General features: G+C 63.8%; 14 protein-coding genes. All 14 read right to left on the bottom strand.

What is annotated here, in order from left to right:
* Positions 1–23: 23 nt before the first annotated feature.
* Genes AC3ISG_RS22725 through AC3ISG_RS22660 form a run of 14 tightly spaced genes read right to left on the bottom strand, consistent with a single transcriptional unit; the run spans position 24 to position 13,790 of the window.
* Positions 24–1,250, bottom strand: coding sequence for a beta-ketoacyl-ACP synthase (locus AC3ISG_RS22725; protein ID WP_489298028.1), 1,227 nt, complete (start codon positions 1,248–1,250; stop codon positions 24–26).
* The gene (gene fabG, locus AC3ISG_RS22720) at positions 1,250–1,978 is read right to left on the bottom strand and encodes a 3-oxoacyl-ACP reductase FabG (protein ID WP_489298027.1); all 729 of its coding nucleotides are present in this window, start codon (positions 1,976–1,978) and stop codon (positions 1,250–1,252) included. Before fabG ends, AC3ISG_RS22725 begins: the two co-directional genes overlap by 1 nt.
* Positions 1,971–2,444 carry a hotdog family protein gene (locus AC3ISG_RS22715; protein ID WP_205484997.1) on the bottom strand — a complete coding sequence of 158 codons (474 nt, stop codon included), beginning with the start codon at positions 2,442–2,444 and terminating at the stop codon, positions 1,971–1,973. The genes fabG and AC3ISG_RS22715 overlap by 8 nt, the downstream gene beginning before the upstream one ends.
* A complete protein-coding gene (locus AC3ISG_RS22710; RefSeq protein WP_489298026.1) occupies positions 2,441–3,637 on the bottom strand; it encodes a beta-ketoacyl-[acyl-carrier-protein] synthase family protein in 1,197 nt (398 codons plus the stop codon). Before AC3ISG_RS22710 ends, AC3ISG_RS22715 begins: the two co-directional genes overlap by 4 nt.
* Positions 3,634–4,122, bottom strand: a complete 489-nt coding sequence (locus AC3ISG_RS22705) for a DUF3261 domain-containing protein (RefSeq protein ID WP_122533914.1) — start codon at positions 4,120–4,122, stop codon at positions 3,634–3,636. Before AC3ISG_RS22705 ends, AC3ISG_RS22710 begins: the two co-directional genes overlap by 4 nt.
* Positions 4,119–4,865, bottom strand: coding sequence for a class I SAM-dependent methyltransferase (locus tag AC3ISG_RS22700; RefSeq protein ID WP_489298025.1), 747 nt, complete (start codon positions 4,863–4,865; stop codon positions 4,119–4,121). Before AC3ISG_RS22700 ends, AC3ISG_RS22705 begins: the two co-directional genes overlap by 4 nt.
* A complete protein-coding gene (locus AC3ISG_RS22695; RefSeq protein WP_489298024.1) occupies positions 4,862–6,109 on the bottom strand; it encodes an NAD(P)/FAD-dependent oxidoreductase in 1,248 nt (415 codons plus the stop codon). Before AC3ISG_RS22695 ends, AC3ISG_RS22700 begins: the two co-directional genes overlap by 4 nt.
* A complete protein-coding gene (locus AC3ISG_RS22690) occupies positions 6,096–7,271 on the bottom strand; it encodes a cation:proton antiporter (RefSeq protein WP_489298023.1) in 1,176 nt (391 codons plus the stop codon). Before AC3ISG_RS22690 ends, AC3ISG_RS22695 begins: the two co-directional genes overlap by 14 nt.
* Positions 7,268–9,583 carry an MMPL family transporter gene (locus tag AC3ISG_RS22685; protein WP_489298022.1) on the bottom strand — a complete coding sequence of 772 codons (2,316 nt, stop codon included), beginning with the start codon at positions 9,581–9,583 and terminating at the stop codon, positions 7,268–7,270. Before AC3ISG_RS22685 ends, AC3ISG_RS22690 begins: the two co-directional genes overlap by 4 nt.
* A complete protein-coding gene (locus AC3ISG_RS22680) occupies positions 9,573–10,175 on the bottom strand; it encodes an outer membrane lipoprotein carrier protein LolA (RefSeq protein WP_489298021.1) in 603 nt (200 codons plus the stop codon). The genes AC3ISG_RS22685 and AC3ISG_RS22680 overlap by 11 nt, the downstream gene beginning before the upstream one ends.
* Positions 10,172–10,597, bottom strand: coding sequence for an acyl-CoA thioesterase (locus AC3ISG_RS22675; RefSeq protein ID WP_122533908.1), 426 nt, complete (start codon positions 10,595–10,597; stop codon positions 10,172–10,174). Before AC3ISG_RS22675 ends, AC3ISG_RS22680 begins: the two co-directional genes overlap by 4 nt.
* Positions 10,590–12,134 carry an HAL/PAL/TAL family ammonia-lyase gene (locus AC3ISG_RS22670; RefSeq protein ID WP_489298020.1) on the bottom strand — a complete coding sequence of 515 codons (1,545 nt, stop codon included), beginning with the start codon at positions 12,132–12,134 and terminating at the stop codon, positions 10,590–10,592. Before AC3ISG_RS22670 ends, AC3ISG_RS22675 begins: the two co-directional genes overlap by 8 nt.
* Complete coding sequence (locus AC3ISG_RS22665) at positions 12,115–13,059, bottom strand: lysophospholipid acyltransferase family protein (RefSeq protein ID WP_489298019.1); 945 nt, start codon at positions 13,057–13,059, stop codon at positions 12,115–12,117. Before AC3ISG_RS22665 ends, AC3ISG_RS22670 begins: the two co-directional genes overlap by 20 nt.
* The gene (locus tag AC3ISG_RS22660) at positions 13,056–13,790 is read right to left on the bottom strand and encodes a glycosyltransferase family 2 protein (protein WP_489298018.1); all 735 of its coding nucleotides are present in this window, start codon (positions 13,788–13,790) and stop codon (positions 13,056–13,058) included. The genes AC3ISG_RS22665 and AC3ISG_RS22660 overlap by 4 nt, the downstream gene beginning before the upstream one ends.
* Positions 13,791–13,817 lie beyond the last annotated feature (27 nt).

Genomic DNA, 13,817 nt, shown 5'->3' with positions numbered 1-13,817 from the left:
GGCGGGTTGAACGAATTACGGGGTCAAGACCAACGCCGGAAGATCAGCGACGTGTTGACCCCGCCGAACGCAAAATTGTTGTTCATCACGAACTCGTGGCTCATGTGGCGGGGCTCGCCGCGCAGGTAGTCCAGCTCGCCGCAGCGACTGTCGACCTCGTCGAGGTTGAGCGTGTGGATGTAGCGGTCGCGGTTCATCATTTCGATGCTGAACCACGACTCCAGCGCACCGCAGGCGCCAAGGGTGTGGCCCAGGAAACTCTTCTGCGAACTGATCGGCATGCGCGAGCCGAACAGGCTCTGGGTGGCAAGCGTCTCGGCGATGTCGCCCTGTTCCGTCGCCGTACCGTGGCCGTTGACGTAACCGATGGCCTCGGGCTGCAGACCCGCGTCTTCCAGCGCCAGTTCCATGGCCCGGCGCATGGTGACCTGCTCGGGGCGGGTGGTGTGCACGCCATCGGCGTTGCTGCCGAAGCCGACGACCTCGGCGTGAATCTTCGCCCCCCGCGCCAGCGCATGTTCCAGCTCCTCAAGCACCAGCATGCCGCCGCCTTCGCCGATCACCAGGCCATCGCGCCCGCTGTCGTAAGGGCGAGGGCTGGTGTGCGGCGCATCGTTCTTCAGACTGGTCGCGTACAGCGCGTCGAACACCATGGCCTCGGTGGGACAAAGCTCTTCGGCACCGCCGGCCAGCATCAACGGCAGACGCCCGAACTTGATCGCTTCATAGGCATAGCCCACGCCCTGGCTGCCGCTGGTGCAGGCGCTGGAAGTCGGGATCAGGCGGCCGGTGAGGTTGAAGAAGATGCTGATATTCGCCGCCGTGGTGTGCGGCATCATGCGCACATACGAATTGGCATTGAGGCCTTCGGCCACGGAATTCAGCAGCATGTTGCCGAACGCCTTGATCTCGTCGGTGCTGCCGGTGGACGAGCCGCAGGCCACGCCCATGCGCCCGTCACGAATGTTCGGATCGCCCAGTAAGCCTGCGTCACGCAGTGCCTGTTCTGCGGCGCCGACCGCCAGTCGCGACACCCGGCCCATGCTGCGCAGCTGCTTGCGGGTCCAGTACGAAGGCACCGCGAAATCGTCGATGGGACCGGCCAGACGGGTGTTGAGTTCGGTGAAGCGATCCCATTCGTCCATGCGCCGGATGCCGCTGCGATTGCCGCTGAAATTGGCCTCGATGCTGGCCCAGTCGCTGCCCAGTGAGGTGATGCCGGCCATGCCGGTGACGACAACGCGTTTCATCAGCACAGGCCTCCATTGACGGCCAGCACCTGGCGGGTGATGTAGGACGCTTCCGCCGACATCAGGAAATTCACGGCGCCAGCGACTTCTTCCGGGGTGCCCATGCGCTGCGCGGGAATCATCTTCATCAGTTCATCGACCAGCACGTTTTCGTCGAGCATGGCCGTGTCGATCAGCCCCGGCGCGACGCAATTAACGGTGATCTTGCGTTTGCCCAGCTCGATGGCCAGCGCCTTGGCCGCGCCGATGACGCCAGCCTTCGAGGCGCTGTAGTTGACCTGGCCGCGATTGCCGATCAGCCCGGACACGGACGTGATACAGACGATGCGTCCGGCGGCGCGGCGACGGATCATCGGCATCATCACCGGGTGCAGCACGTTGTAGAAGCCGTCGAGGTTGGTGCGGATGACCATGTCCCAGTCGTCATCGGTGAGCGCCGGAAACGCGCCGTCCCGGGTCAGGCCGGCGTTGCAGACCACGCCGTAATAGGCGCCGTGGGTTTCGACGTCGGCTTCAAGGATGGCCTTGCACGCAGCACGGTCGGCGACGTCGAATTGCAGAACGCGCGCCTGACGCCCCAGCGCCTCGATTTCACGCTGCACGGCGTCAGCTTCGGCCCGGCCACTGCGGCAGTGCAGGACGATGTCGTAGCCGGCCCGGGCCAGGCGCAGCGCGATGGCGCGCCCGATACCGCGGCTTGAGCCTGTGACCAGAATTGAGTCAGTCATGTGCGGCTCCTTCGGCCAGATAGCTCGCCGATTGTGGCGGGCAGTAAACATTGAGTCGGGCGCTGAGCTGAATGCCGGCACCGCTCAGAGAACACTCGAACACGCCCATGCCGCTGTCATCCTGCAAGGACCGCCGCGCATGAATGGTCAGCTCGCTGCCGACCGGGAAGTGCTCGACATTGCATTCGAATTTGCGTGTGCCCAGCAGAAACCCCAGCTCAACCGGGTCACCCTTCACCCGGGCCTGACAGCCGGCAAACGCCGCGACGCTTTGCGCCATGAGTTCGATGCCGACCCAGGCCGGCATGCTCCCGTCAGGGCGATTGAACAGCCCGCCGGGCCGAACGATGACGCGGGTGTGAATCTGCTCTTCGTCGAACGACAGCACCTGGTCGATGAGTACCATGTCGCCGGCGTGGGGCAGTAAATCAGCCGGAGGCCACGGGCATGAAGGTGCAGCGGTCATGGGTGCTCCCCGATGATCAGGCTGACGTTGTTGCCGCCGAAGGCAAACGAGTTGCTCATCATCCGGCGCGGTGAATCAGGCTGAAGGGCTTCGTTTGACTTGACCCAGTTCAGCCCGGGCAGGCTTGTATCGGCCTCGCCATCCCACACATGAGGCGGCAGTTGCCCCTCGGTATTTTCAGGGGCGAGTGCCAGCCAGCAGAACGCCGCTTCCAAGGCCCCGGCGGCGCCCAGGGTGTGCCCGCTCATGGGTTTGGTGGACGAGCACGCCACGCCATCGGGGAAGACGGCGTTGACCGCGAGACTTTCCATCGCATCGTTGTGCTGGGTCGCGGTGCCGTGCAGATTGAGATACGCGATGTCCGTGGGCGCCAGGCCGGCGCTGGTCAGCGCCTTGGTCATGGCGTCTCGCGCACCGCGGCCGCTGGGCTCGGGGGCGGAAATATGGTGCGCATCCGAACTGGCCCCGGCGCCCAGCAAGGCAATGCGGTGGTCGTTCGCGGGCTCGCGGGTCATCAGAAACAGCACGGCCGCTTCGCCGATATTGATGCCGTTGCGATTGCGCGAGAACGGGTTGCAGCGCTCGTTCGCCACCGCTTCAAGGGACGAGAAGCCATTGATGGTCAGCTTGCACAGGCTGTCGACGCCCCCGCACAGAACCGCGTCGCACAGGTTCATGTCGAGCAGCCGACGCGCACTGAGCAGGGCGCGGGCGCTGGAGGTGCAGGCGGTGGAAATCACGTAGGCCGGGCTGCTGAGGTCCAGCCACGACGCGAGGAAGTTGGCCGGAGCGCTGAGCTCCTGCTGGCGATAGTCGTAGCTGTCCGGAAAGGTCTGATCGGCCAGGTAGCTGGCGATCCCGCGGCTCGCTTCGTCGATGCCCGAGGTGCTGGTGCCCAGAATCACGCCGATGCGGCCACGACCATAGCGGGTGATCGCCTGCTGAATGTCAGGCTCGATCTGGAGGGCGGCGGCGAGCAGCAGCTGGTTGTTGCGGCTGCTTTGTTGACCGAGGGTCGCAGGGATCGTCGGCAGCAGGCTTTTCACGCCGGCCACGGGCAGCGAGCGTTCGGGTATCCAGCCGCTTTCCGAGCGCATGCATGAGGTGTCCCCGGCGAACAGCGTCCGGGCCACGCTCTGGCGGTCGTCCCCTAGCGCGCAGATCAACCCCAGGGCATTGAGGTATGCCGTCATTGACTCGCCTTGCCTTCGAGCGGGCTGACGACGTATTTCAGTTCGCCGCTTTCCATGCTGATCTTGAACACGCCCTCGGAGGCGTAATCGACGAACCAGCGATCATCCAGGCTGCGCCCATACGGACGCAGCTCGACGCCGGGGTATTCAAAGCGCACTTCTTTCAGTGACGTCAGGGCAAACAGCACGGCCGCGAACAACTCGCGCGCTTCAGGATTCGGCGGCAGCAGACCGTCGGCCTTCCAGCGATCCTCGCGAAGCTGCTGGCGCGCAACGGGAATACCGAGAGGGTCCATCAACGAGAAGCGCAGGCCGTGGCGTTCCTTCTGGATCACCATCAGCCAGTCCTGGCGCTGGCCGGCCTGTTCGCGCTGCACATGCAGCTGCACCGGGAATTTGATGTGGGGCGTTTGCGCAGGGAGCGGCGCATGGCTGGCGCAGCCACTCACCAACAGGACGCAGAGCAGCAGAAAGGCGCGAATCATGAGGCGTTACCTTCTATGGGGGCCGAGAGAGGTTTGCGTGCGACGACATTGATCAGCGTCTCTTCACGTTCCCCAAAGGGCTTGGGTTTGACCAGTTTCAAACGTTCCAGCAGACCGAAGTCTTTGGCCCGGCTCCACCAGAGGTAGGGATACGAAACGTTGTGCGCAGTGAAATGAAAACCTTCATTGCCCAGCATGTCCAGGTATTGCGCGGCGCTTTTCTGCACATGCATCGGATGGCGGAAGAGCCAGCGAATCACCCATGTGTCGATGTAGGCCTCGGTGGACTCGGCAAACAGCAGATAACCCCCGGGCTTGAGCACCCGATAAAACTCGGCAAGGGATTTTTCCTGCTCGACCAGATGATGGAACGTCTGGTGGCAGAAAACCATGTCGACGCTCGCGTCCGCCAGGGGCAAGGCTGCGCAATCGCTGCCAATCAACTCGACGTTCAACCCGCGACGCCCCGCCTCTTCAGCGCTGAGTTGAAGACTGAGTGGGTCGGCGTCGATGCCAAAAATCTTCGCCGGGTTGAAAGCAGTGTGCAGGTACTGAAACGACTTGCCCTGCCCGCAACCGGCGTCCAGCAACACCGGACTCTGCGGCAGCGGCTCACCGAACAGGCTGCGCAGGTCGTCGATGGCCACCCGCAAAACGCGGTGCTGCCACGTGTGACTGCGCAGAAAAAGAAAGCCCAGGCGCGTCTCTTCGACGTAGCTGTCGCTGAAATACTGGCCGCTCATGGCTGTGGGCTCGCGCAGATTTCGGCAAGCATGCGCAGGCGACGCTTGGGCTCGGCGACGAACGGGTTGCGCTCATCCCACGCGTACCCGGCCAGGATCGAACTGATCATGCGGCGTATGTCGGGTCGGCTGTCCGGATAGAAAATCACGTCCTGAAAACTGCCCTCGTACCAGCCTTCGACGTAGGCGCGGAACGTGTCCACACCGCGTTTCAGCGGCGTGGCGAACTCGCGTTCCCAGTCAACGCTTTCGCCTTGCAGCTGACGATGCAAAACACCGGCCGCCATGCTCGCCGAGCGCATGGCGATGGTGACGCCAGACGAAAATACCGGATCAAGGAATTCAGCCGCATTGCCGAGCAGGGCGAAGCCTTTGCCGTGCAGGGTTTTGACGTTCGCCGAATACCCGCCGATGCTGCGAGCCGGGGTGTCCCAGACAGCATTTTGCAACACGCGGCTCAGGCTTGGGGTCTCGTCGATGAACGCGCGCAGACAGGCCTCGAGGTCATCGGGCTTGCCCACGAAGCGCTCGGCGGACGCCACGACGCCCACCGAGCAACGACCGTTGCTGAACGGAATAGACCAGAACCACACGTCCTTCAGGGTTGGGTGAACCGTCACCAGAATCTTTTCGCGATCAAATTGCGGGTCGTCGATGCGGTCTTCAACGTGGGTAAACACCGCCTGACGCAGGGGAAAGTTCGACGGCGCCTCCAGGTCCAGCAGGCGCGGCAGCACGCGGCCATAACCGCTGGCGTCGAGCACGAACGTCGCTTGCACGCGGTAGCCTGTGCCGTCTTCGCGCTGCACGTCGAGGGTCGGCCGCTCGCCGGAGAAGTCCGCGGCGGTGATGGTTTCTCGGTAGCGAACTTCAACGCCCTGGCGCTCGGCCTCGTCGGCCAGCAGTTTGTCGAAGTCGGCGCGCTGCACCTGAAAGGTCGTGGGCTTGCCGTTGCTGAAAGTGTCGCCGAAGTCGAAGGCGCTGTATTGCTCACCGCAGGCGAACGCCGCACCGTTTTTCATCTGGAAACCGGCGGCGTTGACCGCTTCCAGCATGCCCGCTTCTTCGACGAAATCCAGGCAATGGGACAGCAGGCTCTCGCCGATGGAGAAGCGCGGAAACTGCTGGCGCTCGATGATCAGCACATCGTGGCCCTGACGTTTGAGTAACGCAGCGGCGATGGCTCCGGCTGGACCGGCACCAATCACGACGATCTGGCGACATTCCATTTCAGCTATTGGCACAAGGTTTCCTTTTCGAGTGTTCGACGACATCGACGTCATGCAAATCAAGAGGGCGATTCATGCCCAGGAGGGCAGGCAGCAGGGTGGCGATCAGGCTCATGAGCATCAGCGCGAAATACAGCGACGGGCTGATCAGCCCTTGTTGCAACAGCAGATTGAGAAAGACGATTTCGCTGAGGCCACGGATGTTCAGCAGCAGGGCTTCCTTCCAGCGCACGGCACCCGCAAACGACGGCGCCGCCCAGCGCACGCCGATCCAGTTGCCCAGCAGTTTGCTGGCGATTGGCAGCACGATCAGCGCCAGCAGATTCAATCCGCCCAGTTCGCCGATGGCGCTGTGAATATTGATCTGGACGATGCCGAACGTGAGGATCAGCGGGATCGCCACGTAGTGCTGCAGCGCCTTGAACCAGGCGGCTTTCAGCGGCAGCGCAAAGGGTTGCTTGAGCGCGTTCATGCACAGCAGATAGCCGATGCCGACGATGAGCGCGTTGAGGCGGTAGTGCTCGGCGACCATCAGCAGCAGGAAGAAAACAGCCCCGTAAACCTGTGGCTGGCGAACCCGCAGCAGCCGTAACAGCAGCGGCAAGCCGGCGAGCAGCAGCGGGATAATCAGACTGGTCAGGCGAAGGCTGCCCTGGGCCAGCCCGAACAGCCCCCAGCAGGCCAGATCGATCAGGATCGCCGTCTGCACCAGACGTCGCGTGGCGTGCAGCGGGTAGCCGATGTGATTGAGATAGAGATACAGCACCGGAATGGCGGTGATGGCGAACACCAACCCCAGCGCCAGGCCGCTTAGCCAGCTCGATGCCGGCAAAAGCCACACGGCGCAGGCCATGCCGCAGAGAAAGGGTACACAGAAGCTGGGCAGCGCGACTTTCAGGCTATGCGGGTCGAGGCGCACATCGATCACATCGCTGAGGATGTGACCGAGCACGACCGCGAAGCTCACGCCGTACAGGGTTTTCAGCCAGACCGGCGCGACCAGTTGCGCGCCGGTGAGCTGCCACTGCGGTTCGACGAGGAACAGCATCAGCAGCGGGATGGCAAACGTCGCCAGCAGCAACTGGCTGACGATGGGAATCAGGTTCAGTCGAGCGCCGAGCCGGCCGGCCAGCGCGAACAGCCCAAGCACCAGCGCCCAGAACGCGACAATCATCACGAGCGTGCCCCGTGCTGCCGACCGGCCCAGGGCGCCAGAATGAAGCTGAAGGCCAAACCGAGGCTCACCGACAGCCCGAAATTGCTCACTGCCGGGGTGCTGGAGATCGCCAGCAGACCGAACGACAGCCACGTGGTCGCTGCAGCCAACAGCGTGCCCAGCAGGCTCACGGCCGCGCCGCCAATCTGCTCGCGCATGAGGATCGCGTAATCGACGCTGATCGCAGTGACCAGCAGCAGACCGAACAGGCTGAACAGCGTCAGCGGCTGACCCAGCCAGCCGAGGCTCGCCAGACTGCACACGGCCGCGAGCAGTGGCAGGGCGATCACCCTCAGTGCCCCGCGCAGACCAAATGGCAAAATCAACAGCAGAACGATCAGCACGCATGACGCCAGCTTCAGTTCGGCGGCGCTGATCTGGGTGGCGGCAAACACCTTGTTCAGGTCGCCAAGACGGTCCACCAACTGGACGCCCGGAAGGTCCTGCGCCTGCACGCGGAGCAGCGCCGCATCGTTCAGGCCCTGCAGGCTGACGATTCCGGCCACGCCTTGATCGTTGCTGCCCAGCCACAGTAGGCGCCAGGGTTCGCCCAACGGCCCGGCCAGTACATCGTCAATGCCTTGAACGGGCAGGGTGCGCAGGTTTGCCAGTTCGTTATCAAGCACCTCCGGCGGCACACCCAGCGCTAGCAGCGGCTGCCAGTGCGCAGGCAGCGTGTCGAGGGCGGCGCGCGCAGCCTGTTGTTCAGCGGGCGTCGCCACCAATTGGTTGAGTGACAGATAACCCTGCAGCTTGCCTTGAGTGACCAGTTGATCAAGTCGCTGGCTCAGCGCGGTCTGACGCTCCAGCAGTTGCTGCTGATCGGCGCCGCGCACCAGGAAGAACTGGCTGGTAGGTTGATAACCGGTGATGCGCGCCACGGATCTGGCCTCGTCGGTCAGGCTTTGTGGCGCGGCGATCCATTGGCGGATGTCGTTCCTGGTGGTCAGCTGTAGCAGGCCGGCTGCGCAAAAAATGAGCAGCAGGCCCAGCAGCACTGGCGTGCCCACGCGGGTGAGCAATCGGGCGCGCGCATTCATCAGGGCTTCGGCGATCTTCAGCGGCCATTGCGCAGGCCGCAACTCGACACCGTTGAGCAGCGCCGGCAGCAGGCACACCGCGGTCAGATAAGCGCCGACGAGACCGGCCGCCGAGAACACGGCGATCTGGGTCAGGGCCGGGAAGGGCGTCCAGGCGAGGGCCAGATAGCCAATGCAACTGGTGGCCAGACTCAGGCTCAGGCCCGACAGCGTCAGGCGCAACGCCGGCCAGCTGCGCCAGGGTTTCAGGCTCCAGCTTTTGGAGAGGTAGTGCAGCGGATAGTCCACCGCCACGCCGATCAGGCTTGAGCCCAGCACCAGCGTCATGACGTGCATCTTGCCGAACAGCGCGACGCAGGCCGTGGCGCCGAACAGCATGCCGACCATCACCGGAACGAACGCCAGCAACACGCGCCAGCGTTTGAACGCCAGCAGCAGCAGCAACAGGATGCCCAGCGTGGCACCGCCGCCGACCCAGGTGATTTCCCGAGTAGCCTGTTGCTGGCCGTGGGCGGCGTACAAGAGTCCGCTGGCCGCCAGTAATTGTGCGTCTCCGGCGCTCGCCTGTTGGCGCGCCTCGTCCAGCAGCGCGGAGACATCCAGCGGCAGGCGCATGTCGAAGGCGTCGGCGCGGGTGCGGGCGCGGAGCAGGACCCAGCTTTTGCCATCGGCTTTGGCGATCAGCGCGCCGCTGCCGATGTCCAGTTGCACCGAGCCGTGCACCGCCTGGCCGTTCTGAATGCGCCCCGTCAGCCCGAGCCAGTCTTCCTGGCTGGGCACCAGACTGAAACCGCCGAACGGATCAAACAGGCTTTGCACGCGCTGTTGAATAAACGCTTCCGGGTGCTCGATAAGTTCGGTGCGGTCCCTGGGCGGCAGCATCGCCAGACGACCGCGCAGCAGCTGTTCACGCAGCGCCGGAAGATCGGCCTGCACGTTCCACTGGACCTTTTCGAAGAGCCCGCTGGCCTGCCATTTCTCGCTCAACTGCCGCGCCAGCTCGACGGCCTGGGCCGGGTCGGCGTGACCGACCAGCACCAGCATCTCGCGGTTCATCGGTTCCTGAATGCGCTGTTCGGCTCGCAGCTCCAGAGCGTCGGGCGTGCTGCCGGGCACCAGTTCCATGAGGTTGGCCGACAGCGGCGCGCCATGACGCCATTGCCAGCCGGCGAGTGCGAGCACGGCCAGCAAGGCAATCAGGAACAGGCGCGGCAGCAGGCGTTCAATCGGCAAAGTCAGCGCGCTCCGAATCGCTCAGCGGCTTGTCGCTTGAGCTGTCGATCATCTTCAGCAGCGTGCTGTCGCCTTGGGTTTCAAGCAGCTCGATACGCTGCACCAGTGCGCCGCCATTGATGTTGATCTGGTTGAACACCTGTTTCAGCAACATCGAGCGCGGCACCAGGGTCAGTTGCCACGCCTGGGCGTCGCCACTCAACTGCACGTCGAAATCACGCTGCAGGCCGCTGCTGTCGCCTTGTAAAACGGCGAGAAACAGCCGGTTCTGCTCGGCGCCTGCGCTTTTGCCCGGCAGCATCTGCCAGCCGCCATCGGCGTCGCGACGGGCGATGCCGGCGGCGTTGATGCGATAGTCCTGCTTGAGCGGCGTCTCGAGCAGCCACAGCAGGCCTGAATCCTTGGCCAGCACGAAGTTGCCCTTGCTGGTCAGCGGCTGGGGCAGGGCACGCAGGTGCTTTTCCTGCACGAAGGCGCCGTGGATCACGCCGGGCTTGGCCAGTTGATCGCTCAGTTGCTGGAGGTCGAAGGCGTGGGCCAGCGGGGTGAGCACCAACAGCGCCAGCGCAACAAGGGTCTTAAAAGGATTCATGAAAGAGCTCTCTCGACCGCTTCAACAAACACCTTGGGGCAGGCCAATTGCATCTCGCGTGTATTCACGTCGACGGCCACTTGCACGGTGCTGGCGCGTGTCAGGCGCTCGCCGGTCGCGATGTCGGTGATCAGATAGTCGATCTTCAAGCGGTTCTCCCACTCGACGAGACTGGCGCGCACGTTGATGCGCTGGCCGAACACCGCGCCGCGCACATAGCGCAGTTGCAGATCGATCACCGGCCAGGCGTAACCCGAATCGAGCATGTGCGTGTAGTTGTGGCCGAGTTTGTCGAGCAGCGCGCAGCGCGCCACTTCCAGGTACTTCACGTAGTGCCCGTGCCAGACGACGTGCATGGTGTCGACGTCGAAAAATGGCACCAGGATTTCGGTGTCTTCGTGGATCACGCCTTTGCTACGCATGCAGCCTCCAGTGTTGTTCGGCGATGCGCTTCAGGCACAGCCGCAGCTCGCCCTCCAGTGCGCGGTCTTCGATCACCGGCGGGAAGTCCTCGCGCAGTTGTTCATGCATGGCCGCAAGCTGAGGTGGAAGCGGGCGCGCGTCGGCATCGCGGCTGCGCAACCAGACGCCCTGATTGGCGGCGATCAGCGTGGCGGCAGCGACCTGCTCGGTCAGCTCCAGCACGCGAATGGCGTCGCGGGCGGCGATGGTGCCCATGCTTACCTTGTCCTGGTTATGGCATTCGGTGGAGCGCGAAAACACGCTGGCCGGCATGGTGTTTTTCAGCGCTTCGGCAGTCCAGGCGCTGGTGCCGATCTGCACGGCCTTGAAGCCGTGGTTGATCATTGCGCGGTCCGCCGGGGCGCCGGACAGGTTGCTCGGCAGGCCATGGTTGTAACGCTCGTCCACCAGCAACGCGAGCTGGCGGTCCAGCAGGTCGGCGACGTTGGCGACCAGATTCTTCAGGCTGTCCATGGCGAAGGCGATGTGGCCGCCATAGAAGTGACCGCCGTGGAGCACGCGTTCGGCTTCGGCGTCGATGATCGGGTTGTCATTGGCGCTGTTCAGCTCGATTTCGATGAAGCTGCGCAGCCAGTTCAGGCTGTCTGCCAGCACGCCGAGCACGTGGGGGGCACAGCGCAGGGAATAACGGTCTTGCAGGCGATGCAGCGGAGCGGTCGGCGCGTCGATGGCCAGATCCTTGCGCAGCCAGGCGGCCACTTGCATCTGCCCCGGGTGCGGCTTGGCAGCAAACAGGCGCTCGTCGAAATGCTCAGGGTTGCCTTGCAGCGCCACGACGTTCATCGCGGTGATGCGGGTGGCCAGTTGCAGCAGATAATCGGCACGGGCGAAGGCCAGGCACGCCAGACCGGTCATGACCGCCGTACCGTTCATCAAGGCCAGCGCTTCTTTCGGCCGCAGCACCAGCGGATCCCAACCCAGTTGACGATGCACATCGGCGGACTGGCGGCGCTCGCCGTTGAACCGCACCTCGCGCTCGCCGGACAGGGTCGCCGCGACATAAGACAGCGGCGTCAGATCACCACTGGCGCCCACCGAGCCCTCTTCCGGAATCAGCGGCAGGATGTCGTGGTCAAGAAACGCCTGAAGACGCTCAAGCAACTCGACCCGAACGCCGGATACGCCGTGGCACAGCGAGCGCAAACGTGCGGCCAGCACTGCGCGGGTGGCCTGGGCATCGAGCAACTTGCCAAGCCCGCAACCATGAAAGGTGTACAGATGGCGAGGCAGCGCTTCGACGTGTTGCAGCGGCACCGCCACCACGCACGAATCGCCATAACCGGTGGTTACGCCGTAAATCACGCCTTCCTTGTCCAGCAACGAATCAAGAAACTGCGCGCCCTTGGCGATGCGCTGGCGGTAGGCGCTGTCGTCCTGCAACGCCGTCGGCCGCTGGCGGTTGGCCAGGGCCAGTACGTCTTCGATACGCAGGTGGCACTCGCCGAAAATGATGGGCTCAGGTGCGGGGTTCGTCATCGGATTTCCAGAACGGGTAGAAGTTGAACCACTGCTGCGGCGCTTGCACGCAGTAGTGCGCCAGACGGTCGGCGTAGCGTTGGGTCCATTGGGTGATCACTTGCTGGCGATCGCTGCGGCGCCATTCGATGGCAGCGGCAAACGGCTCCAGTATCACCCGGTAACCGCTCGCGGCCTTGAGGCAGAAAATCAGGTTGATCGGGCATTTCAGCAAGCCGGCCAGCAGCCACGGGCCCTGGGGGAACGCAGCCTGATGGCCAAGGAAATCGACCCGTGCATTGCGTCCGCCGTGCAGCGGAACCCGGTCGCCGGCGATGGCCAGCCATTCGCCGCGATCCAGACGCTGGCTCAGTTGCAGCATGATCGCCGGGTCCAGTTCGCTGACCTGGATGAGCCGCAGATTGGTCGCGCCAGCCTCACCCAGCAGACGGTTGAAACGCTCGGCGTGCTTGGTGTGCACCAGCACGTTCATGGTGACTTTTTCACCCAGCTCGGCCAGCGCCCGACAGACTTCAAGATTGCCCAGGTGCGCGCCGACCAGCATCTGCCCCCGTTCGCCGCGCAACTGGTCACGCAGCTGGGCGTCGTCGATGATTTCAATCTGCTCCAGACCGAGCTTGCCGTTCCACACGTCCAGCTTGTCGAGCAGGGCGTCGGCGAAGGCCATGAACTGCCCGAACACGCGCCAGTGCGTAGGTCGCAGTTCCGGCTGCTGGGTCCAGTCCGCCAGGTGCTCTTGGTACTGCCAGGCGCTGCGGCGAGCGCGGCGGCCGAACAGGAAAAAGTACAGCACGATGCCGTGCAGGATCGGGCTGAGCACCCGGCGACCAAGGACCTTCACGCCCCAGGCCGTAAGCTTCATCAGCAGGAAACTGCCGCGTTCTTCGTGGGCCGCCCAGTGCTGCTTTTGATCGGCGTCACTCATGGCAACCACCGCCGCCAGAGGATCAGCGGGAAGCGGCCGAGCATGCCGAAGAACAGCTTGGCGTGCATCTTCGAGATGAGGGCGTTGTCGTGAAACAGCCGAAAATGCGAGAGGCCGTCCTGGGGATAGTGAACCCTGGTCGGCAGCCAGCGCATCGGCTGATTGCGCCACGACAGGCGCACAAGGATTTCCGGGTCAAAGTCCATGCGCTTGCCCAGATTCACGGTGTCGATCAGGTGCAGCACCGGCTTGAGCGGGTAGACCCGAAAGCCGCACATGGAATCGGGAATCTGCAACGACAGGCTGTTGATCCAGACCCAGACGTGGGTCAGGTAGCGCGCATACAAGCGCCCTTTTGGCACGCTGGCGTCGTACTGCGGATAGCCGCAGATCAGCGCCGCCGGGTGTTCGCGGGAATGATCGAGAAACACCGCGATGTCGTTCAGATCGTGCTGGCCGTCGGCGTCGACTTGCAGAGCGTGGCTGAAACCCAATTTCGACGCTTCGCGCAGGCCGGCCATGACGGCGCCGCCCTTGCCCTGATTGACCGGCAGCTTCACCAGAAAAACATTGGCCTGCTGGGTAAGGGATTCAAGCACGGCGGCGCAGGCCGGGCTGCTGGCGTCGTCGACCAGCACGCAGGGCAACCCGGCGTGCAGCAACTCCTCAACCACAGCCGGTACCGCGAGTTCGTGGTTGTAGACCGGGATCACGGCGCAGGGGTTATGCATAAGCGATCTCTTCCTTGAATGTGCAGA

This window comes from Pseudomonas sp. GL_135 (genome assembly GCF_057834665.1).
The sequence above is the reverse complement of the archived record's forward strand: the minus strand, read 5'-3'. Positions and strand labels throughout refer to the sequence as shown.

What these genes read in the sequence shown, in the direction of transcription:
- AC3ISG_RS22700 (WP_489298025.1), bottom strand. Translation starts at nt 4,865, where the DNA reads ATGAGCGGCCAGTATTTCAGCGACAGCTACGTCGAAGAGACGCGCCTG.
- AC3ISG_RS22725 (WP_489298028.1), bottom strand. Translation starts at nt 1,250, where the DNA reads ATGAAACGCGTTGTCGTCACCGGCATGGCCGGCATCACCTCACTGGGC.
- AC3ISG_RS22715 (WP_205484997.1), bottom strand. Translation starts at nt 2,444, where the DNA reads ATGACCGCTGCACCTTCATGCCCGTGGCCTCCGGCTGATTTACTGCCC.
- AC3ISG_RS22670 (WP_489298020.1), bottom strand. Translation starts at nt 12,134, where the DNA reads ATGACGAACCCCGCACCTGAGCCCATCATTTTCGGCGAGTGCCACCTG.
- AC3ISG_RS22675 (WP_122533908.1), bottom strand. Translation starts at nt 10,597, where the DNA reads ATGCGTAGCAAAGGCGTGATCCACGAAGACACCGAAATCCTGGTGCCA.
- AC3ISG_RS22660 (WP_489298018.1), bottom strand. Translation starts at nt 13,790, where the DNA reads ATGCATAACCCCTGCGCCGTGATCCCGGTCTACAACCACGAACTCGCG.
- AC3ISG_RS22705 (WP_122533914.1), bottom strand. Translation starts at nt 4,122, where the DNA reads ATGATTCGCGCCTTTCTGCTGCTCTGCGTCCTGTTGGTGAGTGGCTGC.
- fabG (WP_489298027.1), bottom strand. Translation starts at nt 1,978, where the DNA reads ATGACTGACTCAATTCTGGTCACAGGCTCAAGCCGCGGTATCGGGCGC.
- AC3ISG_RS22680 (WP_489298021.1), bottom strand. Translation starts at nt 10,175, where the DNA reads ATGAATCCTTTTAAGACCCTTGTTGCGCTGGCGCTGTTGGTGCTCACC.
- AC3ISG_RS22665 (WP_489298019.1), bottom strand. Translation starts at nt 13,059, where the DNA reads ATGAGTGACGCCGATCAAAAGCAGCACTGGGCGGCCCACGAAGAACGC.
- AC3ISG_RS22710 (WP_489298026.1), bottom strand. Translation starts at nt 3,637, where the DNA reads ATGACGGCATACCTCAATGCCCTGGGGTTGATCTGCGCGCTAGGGGAC.